17 protein-coding genes are annotated in these 15,048 nt (G+C 75.2%); 14 read left to right on the top strand and 3 right to left on the bottom strand.

Annotation, left to right across the window (positions count from 1 at the left end):
• Window positions 1-25: 25 nt before the first annotated feature.
• Window positions 26-994 (bottom strand): o-succinylbenzoate synthase, encoded by a 969-nt coding sequence (locus tag FQ330_RS03550; RefSeq protein WP_225792668.1) that lies wholly within the window; start codon window positions 992-994, stop codon window positions 26-28.
• 34 nt (window positions 995-1,028) lie between these two features.
• Here FQ330_RS03550 and FQ330_RS03555 point away from each other — a divergent pair, with 34 nt between their 5' ends.
• The 10 genes from FQ330_RS03555 to FQ330_RS03600 all read left to right on the top strand — a co-directional run bounded on the left by FQ330_RS03555 (window position 1,029) and on the right by FQ330_RS03600 (window position 10,139).
• Window positions 1,029-1,364, top strand: a complete 336-nt coding sequence (locus FQ330_RS03555; RefSeq protein ID WP_128189209.1) for a hypothetical protein — start codon at window positions 1,029-1,031, stop codon at window positions 1,362-1,364.
• Window positions 1,365-1,396: 32 nt separating this feature from the next.
• Window positions 1,397-2,341: an Rv0361 family membrane protein gene (locus FQ330_RS03560; RefSeq protein ID WP_146355276.1), complete on the top strand. Its 945-nt coding sequence runs from the start codon at window positions 1,397-1,399 to the stop codon at window positions 2,339-2,341.
• A gap of 88 nt (window positions 2,342-2,429) precedes the next feature.
• Complete coding sequence (locus tag FQ330_RS03565; RefSeq protein WP_128189211.1) at window positions 2,430-2,816, top strand: hypothetical protein; 387 nt, start codon at window positions 2,430-2,432, stop codon at window positions 2,814-2,816.
• A gap of 69 nt (window positions 2,817-2,885) precedes the next feature.
• Window positions 2,886-4,007 (top strand): hypothetical protein, encoded by a 1,122-nt coding sequence (locus tag FQ330_RS03570; RefSeq protein ID WP_146355277.1) that lies wholly within the window; start codon window positions 2,886-2,888, stop codon window positions 4,005-4,007.
• Window positions 4,008-4,089: 82 nt separating this feature from the next.
• Window positions 4,090-5,133 (top strand): hypothetical protein, encoded by a 1,044-nt coding sequence (locus tag FQ330_RS03575; protein ID WP_146355278.1) that lies wholly within the window; start codon window positions 4,090-4,092, stop codon window positions 5,131-5,133.
• 77 nt (window positions 5,134-5,210) lie between these two features.
• Window positions 5,211-6,110 (top strand): 1,4-dihydroxy-2-naphthoyl-CoA synthase, encoded by a 900-nt coding sequence (locus FQ330_RS03580; RefSeq protein ID WP_146355279.1) that lies wholly within the window; start codon window positions 5,211-5,213, stop codon window positions 6,108-6,110.
• A 35-nt stretch (window positions 6,111-6,145) separates the two neighbouring features.
• Complete coding sequence (locus tag FQ330_RS03585) at window positions 6,146-7,147, top strand: AMP-binding protein (protein WP_128189215.1); 1,002 nt, start codon at window positions 6,146-6,148, stop codon at window positions 7,145-7,147.
• 120 nt (window positions 7,148-7,267) lie between these two features.
• Window positions 7,268-8,224: a 1,4-dihydroxy-2-naphthoate polyprenyltransferase gene (locus FQ330_RS03590; RefSeq protein ID WP_146355280.1), complete on the top strand. Its 957-nt coding sequence runs from the start codon at window positions 7,268-7,270 to the stop codon at window positions 8,222-8,224.
• A 77-nt stretch (window positions 8,225-8,301) separates the two neighbouring features.
• Window positions 8,302-9,000: a hypothetical protein gene (locus FQ330_RS13215; RefSeq protein ID WP_164877030.1), complete on the top strand. Its 699-nt coding sequence runs from the start codon at window positions 8,302-8,304 to the stop codon at window positions 8,998-9,000.
• Between the two features lie 23 nt (window positions 9,001-9,023).
• Complete coding sequence (locus FQ330_RS03600; RefSeq protein ID WP_146355281.1) at window positions 9,024-10,139, top strand: hypothetical protein; 1,116 nt, start codon at window positions 9,024-9,026, stop codon at window positions 10,137-10,139.
• Between the two features lie 16 nt (window positions 10,140-10,155).
• On the opposite strand, the gene FQ330_RS03605 is transcribed toward FQ330_RS03600, so the two are convergent.
• Window positions 10,156-10,518, bottom strand: coding sequence for a DUF4229 domain-containing protein (locus FQ330_RS03605; protein WP_146355282.1), 363 nt, complete (start codon window positions 10,516-10,518; stop codon window positions 10,156-10,158).
• Window positions 10,519-10,566: 48 nt separating this feature from the next.
• Here FQ330_RS03605 and FQ330_RS03610 point away from each other — a divergent pair, with 48 nt between their 5' ends.
• Genes FQ330_RS03610 through FQ330_RS03625 form a run of 4 tightly spaced genes read left to right on the top strand, consistent with a single transcriptional unit; the run spans window position 10,567 to window position 14,716 of the window.
• Window positions 10,567-11,031 carry a PLDc N-terminal domain-containing protein gene (locus tag FQ330_RS03610; protein ID WP_128188407.1) on the top strand — a complete coding sequence of 155 codons (465 nt, stop codon included), beginning with the start codon at window positions 10,567-10,569 and terminating at the stop codon, window positions 11,029-11,031.
• Window positions 11,024-12,691 (top strand): 2-succinyl-5-enolpyruvyl-6-hydroxy-3-cyclohexene-1-carboxylic-acid synthase, encoded by a 1,668-nt coding sequence (menD, locus tag FQ330_RS03615; RefSeq protein WP_146355283.1) that lies wholly within the window; start codon window positions 11,024-11,026, stop codon window positions 12,689-12,691. Before FQ330_RS03610 ends, menD begins: the two co-directional genes overlap by 8 nt.
• Window positions 12,672-13,538, top strand: a complete 867-nt coding sequence (locus tag FQ330_RS03620) for an SDR family oxidoreductase (protein ID WP_146355284.1) — start codon at window positions 12,672-12,674, stop codon at window positions 13,536-13,538. The genes menD and FQ330_RS03620 overlap by 20 nt, the downstream gene beginning before the upstream one ends.
• Window positions 13,538-14,716: an AI-2E family transporter gene (locus FQ330_RS03625; RefSeq protein WP_128188405.1), complete on the top strand. Its 1,179-nt coding sequence runs from the start codon at window positions 13,538-13,540 to the stop codon at window positions 14,714-14,716. The genes FQ330_RS03620 and FQ330_RS03625 overlap by 1 nt, the downstream gene beginning before the upstream one ends.
• Window positions 14,717-14,725: 9 nt before the next feature.
• Here FQ330_RS03625 and FQ330_RS03630 read toward each other — a convergent pair.
• A partial coding sequence (locus tag FQ330_RS03630; protein ID WP_146355285.1) for an integrase core domain-containing protein occupies window positions 14,726-15,048 on the bottom strand: 323 nt, incomplete at its 5' end.

A 15,048-nucleotide genomic window follows, 5' to 3' on the forward strand; every position in this document is an offset into this window, starting at 1 on the left:
CACCTGGTCGAGGATCGGCCGGCACTCAGAGGTGCGGGAGGCAGGCGGCCAGGCGGGCCCGCCAGGCATCGATGCGCTCCGGGCTGGCGGCATTGGCGGTGAGGAGCGCCTCAAGGGGGACGACGCGGGTGACCGGGATGCTCCCGCCGACCGGCACGAGCGGCGCAGCCACATCCGCGGCGAGCAGCGCGCCGGTGCCGAGCCCGCAGTCGAACGGCAGCTCCGGCAGCGCACCCGCGAGCGCGGCGCCCATCGACAGCCCGACGCTCGAGTCGAGCGCGCTCGAGACCACCGCAGGCAGCCCGGCCTCGGCGACGATCGCGAGCGCGGCCCGCACGCCGCCGAGCGGCTGCGCCTTCACGACCAGCACATCCGCCGCCCCGGCGCGCGCGACGAGCAGCGGGTCCTCGGCCTTCCGCACCGACTCGTCGGCCGCGATCGGGATCGCCAGCCGGTGCAGCCGCGTGCGCAGCTCGGCGAGCTCGGGCACCGTGGCGCACGGCTGCTCGACGTACTCGAGGTCGAAGCGCTCGAGCGCGCGCACCGCGGTCTCGGCCTCGTCGACGCCCCACCCGCCGTTCGCGTCCACACGGATCCGCGCATCCGGCAGCAGCGCGCGCACCTCGGCCACCCGCGCGACGTCGTCGGCGAGCACCTGCCCGGCCTCCGCCACCTTCACCTTCACGGTGCGGCAGCCGTCGTAGCGGGCGAGCACCGCGGCGACCGCGTCGGGGGCGACGGCGGGCAGCGTGGCGTTGACCGGCACGCGGTCGCGCACGGCCGCCGGGCGCTCGAGGTCGGCGTCCTCGAGCGCCGCGCGCAGCCACCGCGCGGCCTCCTCGGACCCGTACTCGAGGAAGGGGCTCCACTCGCCCCAACCCGCAGCGCCCGAGAAGAGCGCGACCTCGCGCACGTCGACGCCGCGGAAGCGCGTCACGAGCGGCAGCGAGACGACGTGCATGCGGTCGGCGAGCCGCTCGTAGGCGAGGTCCACGCGCCCATGCTCGCACGCCTGCCAGACTGTGCGGGTGAGCGAGCTGCCCTGGGTGACCGAGACGCGCGCGACCGGCGCGCGCCGCCGCAATCCGGTGTGGGGCATCCTCGCGCTCGTGGCGGCGCTCGTGTGCGGCGCGATGTTCCTCGTCTCGGTCGGCATCGCGTTCGTCGAGCTCGACGGCCTCGTCATCTGGCTGCTGCCGGTGTGGGGCATCGTCACGCTGCTCTCGATCGCCTTCGCCATCACCGCCGCGGCGAAGCGCGGCACGGCCAACATCACGATGGCGGCGATCACCGGCGGGCTGCTCGTGATCTCGAACCCCGTGATCTTCCTGGTGATCGGCTTCGCACTGGGCCTGCTGCAGTAGCGGGGCGCGGATGCGGTGGCATCCTTGGGGCCATGGCGTCGGCGCCGCAGTTCCACATGCCCGACGAGGCGGAGCCGCCTCGCGAGGGCGGCGTGCGGCGCTCGCACATCGCGGTCGCGCTCGTGGCCCTGCTGGTCGGCGTCGGCGCGACGCTGGGCGTGCAGGCGCTCGCCGCGCAGAGCGGGCCGCGCTCGGAGCAGGCGGTGCGCGACGCGGTGCTCGGGTACCTCGGCGCGATCGCGGCTGGCGACGACGAGACCGCCGACGCCGCGCTGCTCGGCTCGGCGCAGCGCGCGTCGGCGCAGCCGAGCTCGATCGCGGCGGACGGCCGGCTGCGCAGCCCGCGCATCACCGAGGTCGTGCTGGGCGACGGCACGGCGCGCGTCGACGTCTCGTACGCGGTCGCCGACCGCACGATCCTGAGCCGCATCGAGGCGGTCTTCGCCGACGGCGCCTGGCGCATGCAGCGCACGCTCGGCGAGCCGGTGTCGATCTCGTCGGCGCTGTCGGTGCCGGTGCAGGTCGACGCGATCGGTGTCGTGCCCGCGACCCGCAGCCTGCTGCTCCTGCCCGGCAGGCACACGATCGCCCCGATCGAGACGGCGCTCGTGACGATGTCCGGCAGCACCGTCGACGTCGACGGCGACCCGCGCACGCAGTCGGCGATCGACCTCGAGCCCACGCTCACCGCGGCCGCGCTCTCGCAGCTCGCCGCGACCGGCAGCGGCTTCGCGGCGGCGTGCAGCGCCGACCGCTCGTGCAATCTGCCCGCCGGCTTCGACGCCTCGACCCTGCCCGACCCGATCGTCGTGCCCTGGTCGGGGCAGGCGGGCGAGGTCGCCGTGCGCGTGCCGATCGCCTCCGGCGACGTCGGCACGGCGCTCGAGGTCGTGGGCCGCATGAGCCCCGACCTGTCGACGTTCGAGGGGATGCGCTGCGCGCTCGCGGGCGAGGAGCCCCGGCCGTGCGGGCCGTGACGGCGCCGGCGCGCGCCCTCGCCCCGCGCTCGGCGGCTCGCCCGCGCGGCTGACGGCGCGCGTCCGCCGCGCCGCGTAGCATCGCCGCATGCTCGAGGACCTGCTGCACGAGACCGACGCGCCCGAGCGCGAGCCCGCGCCGCGCGACCGCGACCGCCGCAGCGCCCGCCGCGGCGCGCTGTCGCTCTGGCTCCTGGCGATCGCCGTCGTGCTCTACGGCGTCTCGCTCGCGCAGCAGATGAGCTACCTCTTCGCGCCGCGCCCGGGCGAGCTGCCGCTCGTCGTGGCGGTGCTCGTCGCCGCCGTGGTGCTCGGCCTCAGCGGCGTGGTGGTCGGATGCATCGCCGCCACGAAGCCGGACGGCCGCCGCACCGGCGTGTTCGGCGCCGCGCTGGGCCTCGGCCTGCTCGTGCTCTTCGCCGCGGCGAGCTGGTTCGGCTGGGGCTTCCTCTCGGCGCTCTCCGCCCCGGTCTGATCCGGGCATCCGGATAACGATCCGGGCACGGCGCTCCCGCGCCGGGCGCGACCGCGCCAGGATGAGGGCGTGCCGACGGAGATGCCCGACTTCGCGATGCCGCCGGAGGCGGATGCTCCGGCGCGCGACGCGGCGGCCGATGCGGCCCACGCGGCCGGCGAGCCGTCCGCCGCGCCGCACGCCGCGCATCCGGAGCGCTCGCCCGAGCCGGCGTCGCCGAGCGACGAGGACGAGGAGCCCTGGGGCCGGCCGGATCCGCAGCCGGTCCGGCGCCCGTGGCGGCTCCTGCTCGCCGCGACGCTCGTCGGCGTGCTGCTCGGGGCCGGGCTCGTCTCGGCGGTGCAGGGGATGGAGCGCGCGGCGGGCGACGGCGACCGGGCGCGGCTGGCCGAGGCGGCGATGGCCTACCTCACGGCGATCGCCGACGGCCGCGCCGAGGAGGCGACGCGGCTCGTGCCGCCTCCCGGCCTCGCGGGGGCGGCCGATCTGCTCACCGACCCCGTCCTCGCAGCAGCGGGCCGGATCACCGAGCCGCAGGCGGGCTTCGCGCAGATCGAGGGCGACGAGGCGCGCATCGAGGTCGGCTTCGTGCTCGGCCGCACCGACGTCTCGCGCACGCTCGAGGCGGTGCGGGAGGCGGGCGGCTGGCGGGTGACGACCTCGCTCGCGGAGCGCGTGCAGAACTACGCCTACGGCCCCGGCACGTCGAGCGTGTCGCTCGCGGGCGTGCCGGCGGCGTCGGGCGAGCTGCTGCTCTACCCGGCGCTCTACATGACCGACGCCCACGACGACGGCTTCGTGAGCACGCAGTCGGTCACGTTCAGCGTCGACGGCGACGCGCGCACGGCGGTCGAGATCTCGCCGATGGTGCAGGTCGCGCCCGGCGTCGCCGAGCGGCTCGAGCCGGTCGCGATGGCGTTCGGGCTCGCGTGCCAGCTGCGCGAGGGCTGCGGCATCCCGCCCGGCGAGCTCGTGCCGACCCATCAGGTGCAGCCGTACCTCGAGGGGGCGGATGCGACGCAGGCGTCGGTCTACCTCGCGCGCTCGACCGACGCAGGCGGCGAGCTCGAGTGGCACGAGGTGCGCATGCGCGGCGACTTCGCGGACGGAGCGGATGCGGGGGACTGGGAGTGCGGCATGCCGAGCCTCGGGACGGGGCAGGTCGAGGCCTGGGAGGCGTGCGTCCCGTAGGGCGGGAGCGGGTGCCTGAACGCGTCGATTCCTCACCAAGAGGACCCTGGTCAGAGGCGTCCCGCGGCGGGATGATTCGGCCATGTCGACAGACATGCCGCAGTTCGTGATGCCACCGCCGGTCGCGACCGAGCGGACCGTCGCCGACGGCGGGTTCCCCGGGCCCAGCGAGCTCGAAGGGCCGGCGGCCGCGCTCACGATGGCACCGGTGGTCGGGGCGCGCCCGCGAGCCTGGCTCGCGCGGGTGCTCGTCGCGGTGGGCGTCGCGGGCCTGCTGCTGGGGGCCGTGATCCAGGCCGGCGTCCACGGGGCCGCCGGCTCGGCCGCCGCAGCGCGCACGGCCGCGCTGCAGGCGACGGCGATGGAGTACCTCACCGCGATCGCGGAGGGCCGCGCCTCGGACGCCTCGGCGCTCGTGCCACCGACGCTGCGCGGCCAGCTCGCGCCCGACGAGGTGCTCGCGGCTGCGCGGCCGATCCGCGACTACTCCGCAGCGGTCGGGCACCTGGCCGGCGCGACCGGCACGGTGGTCGTCGAGTACACCGTCGGCGGGCTCGAGCTGCAGCGGCTGCTGCGCGCCGAGGAGGCCGACGGCACCTGGCGCATCACGACGTCGCTCACCGAGATCCCCCAGGTGTACCAGAAGCACCAGCTGGCGCAGGTCTCCGTCGGATCCGTCGAGCTCGAGGCGAATCGGCGGATGCTGCTCTACCCGGGCGCCTACATGCAGGACGGCGTCGACACCGGGCTCTTCCGGTCGGTCGGCAACGCCTTCGTCGTCGACGGCGACCCGGCCTCCGTGACGGAGATCTGGAGCGGGCTCGAGCTCGACATGATGGTCGCGGTCGTCGCCGCCGACCTGGCGCTCGGCATCGTGCACGACTGCCAGGCCGAGGCGAGCTGCGGCGTCGACGCCGAGGCGAGGGTGCAGCAGCTCGAGGAGCCGCACCTGCGCTCGGTGAACCCGCTGACGGGCGGCGTCGACATCGGCGCGCCGATCGCGATCGGCGACCGCTGGACGGAGGTGCGCATCCGCGCCCTGCCCGATCGCCTCACGGGCGCCGCCCAGTGGCTCTGCCCCGAGCCCGAGCGGCTCGACCTGCCGATCGTGCCCTGCGAGGAGTGAGCTGGGGCGCGGTGCGCGCCCCGCCGATCGGCACCGCGCCCCGCCCCCGGCCAGGCTCCGGTGGCTAGGGTGGAGCGGTGACCATCTCGCCCCTGTTCGACGCCGCCGAATGGGCCGACGCGGAGCCCGGGTTCGACGACATCACGGTGCACCGCTCGCGCGACGGGCGCATCGCGCGCATCGCCTTCGACCGGCCCGAGGTGCGCAACGCGTTCCGGCCGCGCACCGTCGACGAGCTCTACCGCGCCCTCGACGCCGCGCGGCAGGACAGCCGCATCGGCGTGGTGCTGCTGACCGGCAACGGGCCGAGCCCGAAGGACGGCGGCTGGGCCTTCTGCTCCGGCGGCGACCAGCGCATCCGCGGCCGCGACGGCTACAAGTACGCCGAGGGCGAGACCGCGGGCACCATCGACCCCGCGCGCTCCGGCCGCCTCCACATCCTCGAGGTGCAGCGGCTCATCCGCTTCATGCCGAAGGTCGTCATCGCGGTCGTGCCCGGCTGGGCGGCCGGCGGCGGCCACTCGCTGCACGTGGTCTGCGACCTGACGATCGCGAGCGCCGAGCACGGCCGCTTCAAGCAGACGGATGCCGACGTCGGGTCGTTCGACGCGGGCTACGGCTCCGCCTACATGGCGCGCCAGGCGGGGCAGAAGTTCGCGCGCGAGGTCTTCTTCCTCGCCCGGGAGTACTCGGCGCAGCGGGCGCTCGAGGCGGGCGCGATCAACGCGGCCGTGCCGCACGAGGAGCTCGAGGCGACGGCGCTCGACTGGGCCCGCGAGATCCTGACGAAGAGCCCCACGGCCATCCGGATGCTGAAGTTCGCCTTCAACGCCGTCGACGACGGGCTCGTGGGCCAGCAGATCTTCGCCGGCGAGGCGACCCGCCTCGCGTACGGCACCGACGAGGCGGTCGAGGGGCGCGACGCGTTCCTCGAGAAGCGGGAGCCCGACTGGTCACCCTTCCCCTGGCAGTACTGAGCAGCGAAGGCACGGACGACCGAGGAGGTGCGAGCATGGCGATCGTCGTCGAGACGAGCGGCTCCAGCGGCGTGCCCAAGCGCGTCATCATCTCCGACGAGGCCATCGCGGCCTCGACCGACGCGGCCAACGAGCGGCTCGGCGGCCCCGGCCAGTGGGTGCTCGCGCTGCCCGAGCAGTACATCGCCGGCCGCAACGTGATCTGGCGGAACGCCGCCTCCGGCGCGCCGCTCGTGCGCACCGAGGGGTCGTTCACCGCCGAGGCCTTCGTCGAGGCGGTGCAGAGCCTCGAGCACGAGCGCAAGTTCACGTCGCTCGTGCCGACGCAGCTCGCGCGGCTCGTCGACGCGGCGATGCTCGACCGCTCCTTCATCGGGCCCATCGCGCGCCTCGACCGCATCCTGCTCGGCGGCCAGCGCGCGCCGTTCGGCCTCATCGAGCGGGCGGCGCGGCTCGGCTGGCGCATCACGCGCACGTACGGCGCGACCGAGACGGTCGGCGGCTGCGTGTGGGATGGCCGTCCGTTGCGCGACGTGAAGATCCGCCTCACCGACCAGATCGAGATCGCCGGGCCGCAGCTCGCCGACGGCTACGAGGACGCGGCGCTCACCGAGAAGCGGTTCGTCACCGACAGCTCGGGCACCCGCTGGTACAAGACGGGCGATGCCGGCAGCCTCGTCGGCGGCACGCTGCAGGTGTCGGGGCGCATCGACGACGTGATCAACTCGGGCGGCATCAAGATCTCGCTCGCGGCGGTCGAGCACGTGGTGCAGACGTTCGCGCCCGACGCGGTGGTCGTCGCCGCGCCGCACCCCGAGTGGGGCGAGGTGCCCGCGGTCGTCACGACGCTCAAGCCCTCGCTCGCCGAGATCCGCGCCGCCGTGGGGAACGCGCTCGGCAAGCCCGCCCGGCCCAACCACCTGGTGACGGTGTCGGTGATGCCGACCACCGCATCCGGCAAGCCCGACCGCAAGCGCCTGGCTCGGCTCGTCGCGAGCCGCACCCAGGAGCGCCGCCGCCGCGGCATCTTCGGCTGACGCCGCCGCGCGCCGTCCGCCAACCGGCTCCGTGCGGGGCCGACCGCACTATCCGGCCGCCGCAGCACGGAGCCGGTCGAGCGACGGGCCGGCCGCGGCCGCCCGGCTACGATCGAGGCGATGGCCTCTCCCCGCTCCGGCAACCCCGCTCGCCGCGCCCAGCACGAGGGCACCGCGCCCTCGCCAGCCACCTGGCGCGACTGGATCGCCGCCGCCCGGCCCCGCACGCTCGGCATGGCCATCGCGCCGGTCGCGCTCGGCAGCGCGGCCGCGTTCAACGCCGAGGGCTTCCACCTCGGCATCGCGCTCGCGTGCCTCGCGCTCGCGCTCTGCATGCAGATCGGCGTGAACTTCGCCAACGACTACTCCGATGGAGTGCGGGGCACGGATGCGGTGCGCGTCGGGCCGGGACGCCTCGTCGGCGCGGGCAAGGCCAGCCCGGTCGCCGTGCGGAACGTCGCGATCGGCTTCCTCGCCGCCGGTGCCATCGCCGGACTCGTCGTCGTGCTCGTGAGCGGCCGCTGGCTGCTGCTCGCCGTCGGCGTCGTCTGCATCCTCGCCGCGTGGGGCTACACGGGCGGCAAGCGCCCGTACGGCTACTACGCGCTCGGCGAGCTCATGGCGTTCCTCTTCTTCGGCCCGGTCGCCGTCGCCGGCACGACCTACGCGATCATCGGCCGCGTCACCGAGGACTCCCTCGCGCTCGGCGCGGCGATCGGCGCCATCTCGGCCGCGCTCATGCTGTGCAACAACCTGCGCGACATCGAGACCGACCGCGCGGCCGGCAAGCGCAGCCTCGCCACCCTCATCGGCCGCCGGGCGTCGAAGGCGCTCTACGTGGCGCTCATGCTCGTGCCGTTCGTCATCCTGTGGATCTTCTCCTACGCGCTCGCCTACGGCTTCGCGGTCTTCGCGGTGCTGCTGCTCGCGGGGCCGGCGATGGTGATCGTGGTCATGGCGCGCTCGCCGCGCGACCTCATCACGGCGCTGGGCCTCACCGGCATGACGGCGCTGCTCTACGGCGTCGGCCTCGCGATAGCGATCTGGGCCGGCCCGGCGGGCTTCATCACCGCCTGACGCGACTGCCGCGCTGTCTCGCCGCAGCCGTGACCGGATCGTGACCCCCCCGGCCCGTTCAGCCGTACGGTGGGGGCATGCGCCCCGATGGCTCCGCTCGTGCAGCAGCTGCGGGCCTGAGCCTGCTCGTCGGGGCCGTCGCGCTCTCGGTGGCGCTCGCCGGGTGCGCTGCGTCGACCGCCGGCTCCCAGACGACTGCAGCGGCTCCGGCGCCGTCGACCTCGCCCGGGCAGGCGTTGCCCGAGCCCGACCTGCAGCTGTGCCTCGACCGGAGCGCGCTCGGCTCGGAGCTCGCGATGCTGCCTGCGTCTGCAGCCGACGCCGATCGGATCAGGGCGGCGCTCATCGATGCGCGCCGGCCGCTGGTCGCGGCGCACCCCGGGTCGATCGCGACCGTCGAGGTGGTCGGCGGCGCAGAACCGCGCCTCACGGTGGTCCCAGCGACTGGCGCGTCGATCGAGGCGGAGCAGGTCCGCGCGGCGCTGGCGACGATCGACGGCTTCGACGAGCTCGCCACGGCGATGGAGCACGTCGAGATCCAGGAGGCCGAGGGGCTGCCGTTCAGTGACGTCTGCGCTGCCTACACCGCCCTCGACCGCCTCGCGGAGGAGGCGGAGCAGCCGCTCATCGTGCAGCTCACGCTCGACCTCGCTGCGGGCCGCGTCGATGCGGCGGCGGCCGACATCGACGACCCCCGCCTGACGGCGCTCGCCTTCCCGGAGGGATCGGTCGAGCTCGTCGAGTGGGAGGGCACGCTGCCGACCTTCACCGGATGAGCGCGGCGCGCGATGATGGACCCGTGCCGTCGAGGATGCCGGAGTTCGAGATGCCGCCGGAGCTGCCGGCCGGCGAGGTCGACGACGCGCCCGACCGCGTCGACGCGCCCGACCGAGCCGACGCGTCCGACGCATCCGACGCATCCGCCGCCGAGCCGCAGCCGGCGCCCGATGCCGACCGCTCGGGGAGCGGCGCTGCCCGCCGGCGGCTCATCGCCGGCGTCATCCTCGCCGCGCTGCTCGTCGCGGGCGGCTCGACCGCCGCGATCGTGCAGGCCGTGCAGCGGCAGGCCGAGGATGCCGACACCGCGGCGCTCACCGAGCTGGCGCTCGACTACCTCGGGGCGATCGCCGACGGCCGCGCCGACGACGCGACCGCGCTCGTGCCGGTCGAGGGCGACGCCCCGCTGCTCACCGACGCGGCGCTCGCCGCCGCCGACCGCACCAGGCGGTTCGACGTCGCGGCCGTCGAGCTCGACGGCGACGCCGCAGCCGTGCTCGTCGAGCTCTCCGGCGGCCCGGGCCGCATCGAGCGGCGGCTCGCCGCGGTGCGCGACGAGGGGGAGTGGCGCCTGACGACGACCCTCGCGGAGCGCGTCGTGCTCGAACAGGAGCGCGGCGTCGGCGTGCTGCCGCGCCTGCTGGGCGTCGAGATCGGCGGCGTCGGCGGCACGCTGCTCTACCCGGGCCTCTACCGCACCGAGCCGATCGACGAGGGCCTCGTCAGCGTCGCGCCGTCGACGATCCGGGTCGACGGCGACCCTGCGACGCCCGCGGAGTCCGGGCTTCCCATCTGGCAACCGTCCGAGGGTCTCATCGACGAGGCCCGGCGCCTCGCCCTCGCGCACGGCGTCGCGTGTCAGGCGGCCGCCAGCTGCCCGGCTCCCGCCGGGGCGCTGCTCGGCCTCGGCGACGCGACGCAGCTGCAGGCCGCCGACGACGGCGCGATCGAGCTCGACGTGCCGCTGCGCGCGCTCGCCGAGGGCTCCGCCGCGCCGGCCGACCTCTGGGTGGGGGTGCGCGCCACCGCCCGCGACGGCGGCGGGGTCGACTTCGCGTGCACGGTGCGCCAGACGCGCGTCGGAGCCACCGCGACGCCGGAGGCCGAGGTGCCGCCCGAGTGGCAGCCCTGCGGCTGAGCGTCGCGCGCCGGGGTCAGCGGGGGGCGGATGCCTCGGGGTCGTCGCGCGGGTCGCGCGCGTCGGCGACCGGCTCGTCCGCCGTCGCCCGGGCGGCTTCCCCATCGGGTGCGGACTCCGCCGGCCGATCGAGCGCCTCGTCCTCGACGTCCGCGTCGTCGGGGCCCGCGCCATCGCGCCTGCGGCCCTCGCGCATCCGCTGCAGGTCGGCCGCGGCCTCGTCGCGCAGTTTCGGGAAGAACACGATCGAGGCGGCGAAGGCGAAGGCGAGCGAGACGATGAGCGAGAGCCACCACAGCACCTGCGCGACCATCAGCACCGCGAACGGCACGAGGAAGAGCGCAGCGCGCACGAGCAGGTAGCGCATCGAGGGGGCCATGCACCAAGTCTATGAGCGCCCCAAAGGCAGGGGACGTACGCTGGGGTCATGAGGTGGCTCATCATCGGCGGGATCCTGGCCCTCGTGGTCACGGTCTACGCGCTCGTCGACCTGACGGTCACCGACGATCGCCGCGTCCGCCGCCTCAACCGCGTGCTGTGGGTCGTGCTCATCGTCGTGGTGCCCGTCTTCGGACCGATCGCGTGGCTCGCGTGGGGCAAGGGCCCGCGCGCCGACGCCCGCCCGATGGCGCCCGACGACGACCCCTCGTTCTCCCGCTCGCCCGACGTGACCGACGAGGAGGCCGACCGCCGCATCGCCGAGATCGAGGCGCAGCTCGCCGCCCTCGAGTCCGAGGACTTCGGGCCTCCGCCGGCCCCCGAGCGCGCGCCGGACCCCGAGCCGCGGCCGAAGCCGCACCCGCCGGTCGTCGGCCCTGAGGACGAGGCCGACGGCGACGCCGACGGCACCGGGCGCCGCGCGCCCGACGACGGCGACGCCGCACGTGCCTGAGGCGGCCCTGCCGGCCGCCGCCTACGCCGACCGGCTGGTCGCCGCGCTCGCCGCCGCCGGGGTCGCCGACATCGTCGTCTGCCCGGGCTCCCGCTCGCAGGCGATCGCACTCGCCGCCGCGCGCATGGCACGCGAGGGCGAGCTCGCGCTGCACGTGCGCGTCGACGAGCGCACGGGCGCGTTCCTGGCCCTCGGTCTCGCGCGCGAGACCGGCGGGCCCGCCGCGATCGTCGTCACGAGCGGCACCGCCGTCGCCAACCTGCACCCCGCGATGCTCGAGGCGCACCACAGCGACGTGCCGCTCATCGCGATCACCGCCGACCGCCCCGCCGAGCTGCAGGGCATCCGCGCCAACCAGACGGCGCACCAGCCGGGCATCTTCGGCGACGCGGCGCGCGTGCTGCTCGACATCTCGGCGGATGCGCTCGTCGACCCCGAGGGCGACGCGGTCGCCGCCGTGCGGGCCGCGCTCGGCTGGCGCGACGACGCGCACACCGAGCCCGGCCCCGTGCAGCTGAACATCGCCTTCCGCGAGCCGCTCTCGGGCGGCGAGCCGGCGCGGCCGCTGCCCGTCGAGCGGGTCGAGCGCCCGCCCATGCCGACCGCCGTGCTGCGGCCGGCCGAGCGCACCGTGGTGATCGCTGGCGCCGACGCCGGGCCCGCGGCCGTCGACCTCGCTGAGGCGATCGCCGCGCCGCTCATCGCCGAGCCCACCTCGGGCGCGCGCTTCGGGCCGCTGCTCGTGCAGCACGGGCGCGACGTCATCCCGCAGCTCGCCGACGAGGTGCGCCGCGTCGTGGTCGTCGGCCACCCGACGCTGTCGCGGGCCGTGACCGGGCTCATCCGCCGCCCCGACGTCGAGGTCGTCGCGATCGGCCGCGCCGGGCAGGACAACGTGCGCGGCACCGGCGCGAGCACCGTGCTGAGCGGCCGCATCGAGGTCGAGGAGGCCGAGCCGGGCGCCGACGCCGAGTGGATCGACCGCTGGGTGCGCGCCGGCCGCGCGCTCGCCGCCGAGCGCGACGCCGAGGCCGCCCCCGACTCGGCGCTCTCGCGCGCCGACTACGCGAAGGCGGAGCTCGCCGAGGGCCGCCGCCCCATCTCGCGCCGCGACCTCGTCACGCAGGTGTGGGAGCGCACGTGGCCGCACGACCGGCTCGTGGTCGCCGCCTCGCGGCTCATCCGCGAGCTCGACGCGCACGCCGGCCCCAAGGCGGTCACCGCCCGCGCCAACCGCGGCCTCGCCGGCATCGACGGCACCGTGAGCACCGCATCCGGCATCGCCATCGCGCACGAGCGCGCCGGCGGCGCCGGACTCACGCGCTTGCTCATCGGCGACCTCGCGCTGCTGCACGACGCCGGCGGGCTGCTCGTGCCGCCGGGGGAGGCGCGGCCACGGCTGCAGATCGTCGTCGGCAACGACCGGGGCGGCTCGCTCTTCGACCTGCTCGAGGTCGCCGGGAGCGCCCACCTCGACGACTTCGCGCGCGTGCAGCGCACCCCGCACGACGTCGACCTCGAGCACCTCGCCGCCGCCTACGCCTGGCCCTTCGAGCGCGTCACCGATCGCGCCGGCCTCCGCCGAGCCCTCTCGCAGTCCCGACCGGGCATCATCGAGGCAGTGCTGGAAGGGGACACGGATGGGCAGCAGCAGCTCTGACCTGCGGATCGACGCAGACTCGACGATCGTCGTCACCGGCGGCGCGAGCGGCATCGGGCGGCTCGTCGCACTCGGCGCCGCCCGCCGCGGCGCGCACGTCGTCATCTGGGATCGCGACGGCGCCGCCGCACGCGTCGTGGCCGCCGAGGCCGACGAGGCGGGCGGGCGCGGCAGCGCGGTCGTCGTCGACCTCGCCGACGCCGACGCGATCGAGCTCGCCGCGGCCGAGACGCTCATGCTCGGCCCCGTCGACGTGCTCGTCAACAACGCCGGCGTGGTCTCTGGCCGTCCCCTCGCCGAGCTGACGCCGGCGCAGATCGACCGCACGATGCGCGTGAACGCGATCGCGCCCATCCTCGTCACCCGGGCGCTGCTGCCGGCCATGCGCGACCGCGGCCGCGGCCGCATCGTCACCGTGGCGAGCGCCGCGGGCTTCATCGGCGTCGCCGGCCAGACCGACTACGCCGCCTCGAAGTTCGCCGCCGTCGGCTTCATGGAGTCGCTGCGGGCCGAGCTCCGCAAGGAGCGCTCGCCCATCACGACCCTCACCGTCGCGCCGTTCTACATCGACACGGGCATGTTCGACGGCGTCACGACCAAGGTGCCGGCGCTGCTGCCGATCCTGTCGCAGGCGCGCGTCGCCACGCAGATCCTCGCCGCCATCGAGTCGCGCCGTCCGCTGCTCGCGCTGCCGCCGCTCGTGCGGCTCGTGCCCGTCATCAAGGCGCTGCCCACCGCCCTCGCCGACCTGGTGGCGGATGCGCTGGGCGTCAACGAGGGCATGGACGGCTTCACGGGGCGCGCGGCCCCGTCGCCGTCGGCCGCGGAGCGCACGGAGCACCGCTGATGCGCTGGCCCTGGCAGCGCAGGCGCGAGCTGCCGCCGGTGCCGCAGGTGACCGAGGCGGTCGAGCGCCGGTGGATGCTGCCGCGCACCCTCATCGTGCTGCTGTCCGTCATCGCCGTGTTCGCGGTGCTCATCCTGCTCAGCCAGGTCGCATCGTTCCTCGCCCCCGTCTTCCTCGGCTTCAACCTCGTGATCGCCGTGATGCCGCTGCAGCAGTGGCTGCTGCGCGTCGGCGCGCCCCGGATGGTCGCGGCCCTCGCGTCGCTGCTGACGGTCTACGCGTTCCTGCTCGCGCTCCTGTGGTCGATCTACTGGTCGGTGCAGTCGCTCGTGACCGAGCTCCCCGGCTACTCGGCCCGCTTCAACGCGATGTACCGCGACGTGCTCGCCTGGCTCGAGACGCTCGGCGTCTCGCAGGACGAGGCGCTCGAGCAGCTGCAGAGCGCCTTCAGCCCGAGCGCGATCGCCGGCGCCGTCGGCGCGCTCGCCTCCGACGCGGGCAGTGCGCTCGCCTTCGTCGCGACGCTCTTCGTCGTGGTCTTCTTCCTCGCCTGGGACTCCGTGCAGCTGCCCGAGCGCATGCAGCGCATCGCGGTGACGAACCCGGGCATGGTGCGCGGCATCGACCGCTTCGCCGCCGGGGTGCAGCGCTACTGGGTCGTGACGACGCTGTTCGGCCTCATCGTCTCGGCGCTCGACCTCATCGCGCTCATGCTGCTGGGGGTGCCGCTCGCGCTCGTCTGGGCCGTGTTCGCCTTCGTCACCAACTACATCCCCAACGTCGGCTTCGTGCTCGGCGTGATCCCGCCCACGCTCATGGCGCTGCTCGCCAACGGCCCCATCAACGCCCTCGCGACCGCGATCCTCTTCAGCGTCATCAACTTCGTGATGCAGTCGCTCGTGCAGCCGAAGGTGGCGGGGGATGCGGTGGGCGTCACGCCCGCGACCTCGTTCCTGTCGCTGCTCGTGTGGGCGTTCGCGCTCGGCCCCATCGGCGCGCTGCTGGCGCTGCCGTCGACGCTCGCGGTGAAGACGCTGCTGATCGACCCCGATCCGCGGCTCGCGTGGGCGAGCAAGCTCATGTCGAGCAAGCTCGACGCACCGCCGGGCGGCAGGCTCGGCCGCGCCGTCGCGCCCGGCGTCCGGCCGCGCGCGGAGGGCTCACCGCAGGCTCGCTGACAGCGGGGGCTAGTTGTAGTTCCCCGTGACGTTGTGAACGCGTTGGGCGGGGGTGAGGCCTCCGATGCCGGTGTGGGGTCGGTGGTGATTGTAGGTGTGGAGCCAGGCCGCGTAGGTGGCTGCGCGGTCGGCGTCTGAGGCGTAGGTGACGGCGTAGGCCCTTTCAGCGGCGAGGGTGCGGTTGAAGCGCTCGACCTTCCCGTTCGTCTGGGGCCGGTAGGGGCGCGTGAATCGGTGCTGCGCGCCCTCGAGCGCGTCGCGGAAGGCGTGCGAGCGGTAGCAGGCGCCGTTGTCGGTCATCACCGCGGCGACGTCGATGCCGGCGTCGCCGA

Origin of the sequence: Agrococcus sediminis (assembly GCF_007923295.1) — a bacterium.
In the GTDB taxonomy this organism is placed as follows: Bacteria; Actinomycetota; Actinomycetes; order Actinomycetales; family Microbacteriaceae; genus Agrococcus; species Agrococcus sediminis.

Bases quoted from the DNA above. Each gene is read 5' to 3' on its own strand.
- FQ330_RS03590 (WP_146355280.1), top strand. From the start codon at position 7,268: ATGGCCTCTCCCCGCTCCGGCAACCCCGCTCGCCGCGCCCAGCACGAG.
- FQ330_RS03560 (WP_146355276.1), top strand. From the start codon at position 1,397: ATGGCGTCGGCGCCGCAGTTCCACATGCCCGACGAGGCGGAGCCGCCT.
- FQ330_RS03585 (WP_128189215.1), top strand. From the start codon at position 6,146: ATGGCGATCGTCGTCGAGACGAGCGGCTCCAGCGGCGTGCCCAAGCGC.
- FQ330_RS03620 (WP_146355284.1), top strand. From the start codon at position 12,672: ATGGGCAGCAGCAGCTCTGACCTGCGGATCGACGCAGACTCGACGATC.
- FQ330_RS03610 (WP_128188407.1), top strand. From the start codon at position 10,567: ATGAGGTGGCTCATCATCGGCGGGATCCTGGCCCTCGTGGTCACGGTC.
- FQ330_RS03625 (WP_128188405.1), top strand. From the start codon at position 13,538: ATGCGCTGGCCCTGGCAGCGCAGGCGCGAGCTGCCGCCGGTGCCGCAG.
- FQ330_RS03565 (WP_128189211.1), top strand. From the start codon at position 2,430: ATGCTCGAGGACCTGCTGCACGAGACCGACGCGCCCGAGCGCGAGCCC.
- FQ330_RS03605 (WP_146355282.1), bottom strand. From the start codon at position 10,518: ATGGCCCCCTCGATGCGCTACCTGCTCGTGCGCGCTGCGCTCTTCCTC.
- FQ330_RS03575 (WP_146355278.1), top strand. From the start codon at position 4,090: ATGTCGACAGACATGCCGCAGTTCGTGATGCCACCGCCGGTCGCGACC.
- FQ330_RS13215 (WP_164877030.1), top strand. From the start codon at position 8,302: ATGCGCCCCGATGGCTCCGCTCGTGCAGCAGCTGCGGGCCTGAGCCTG.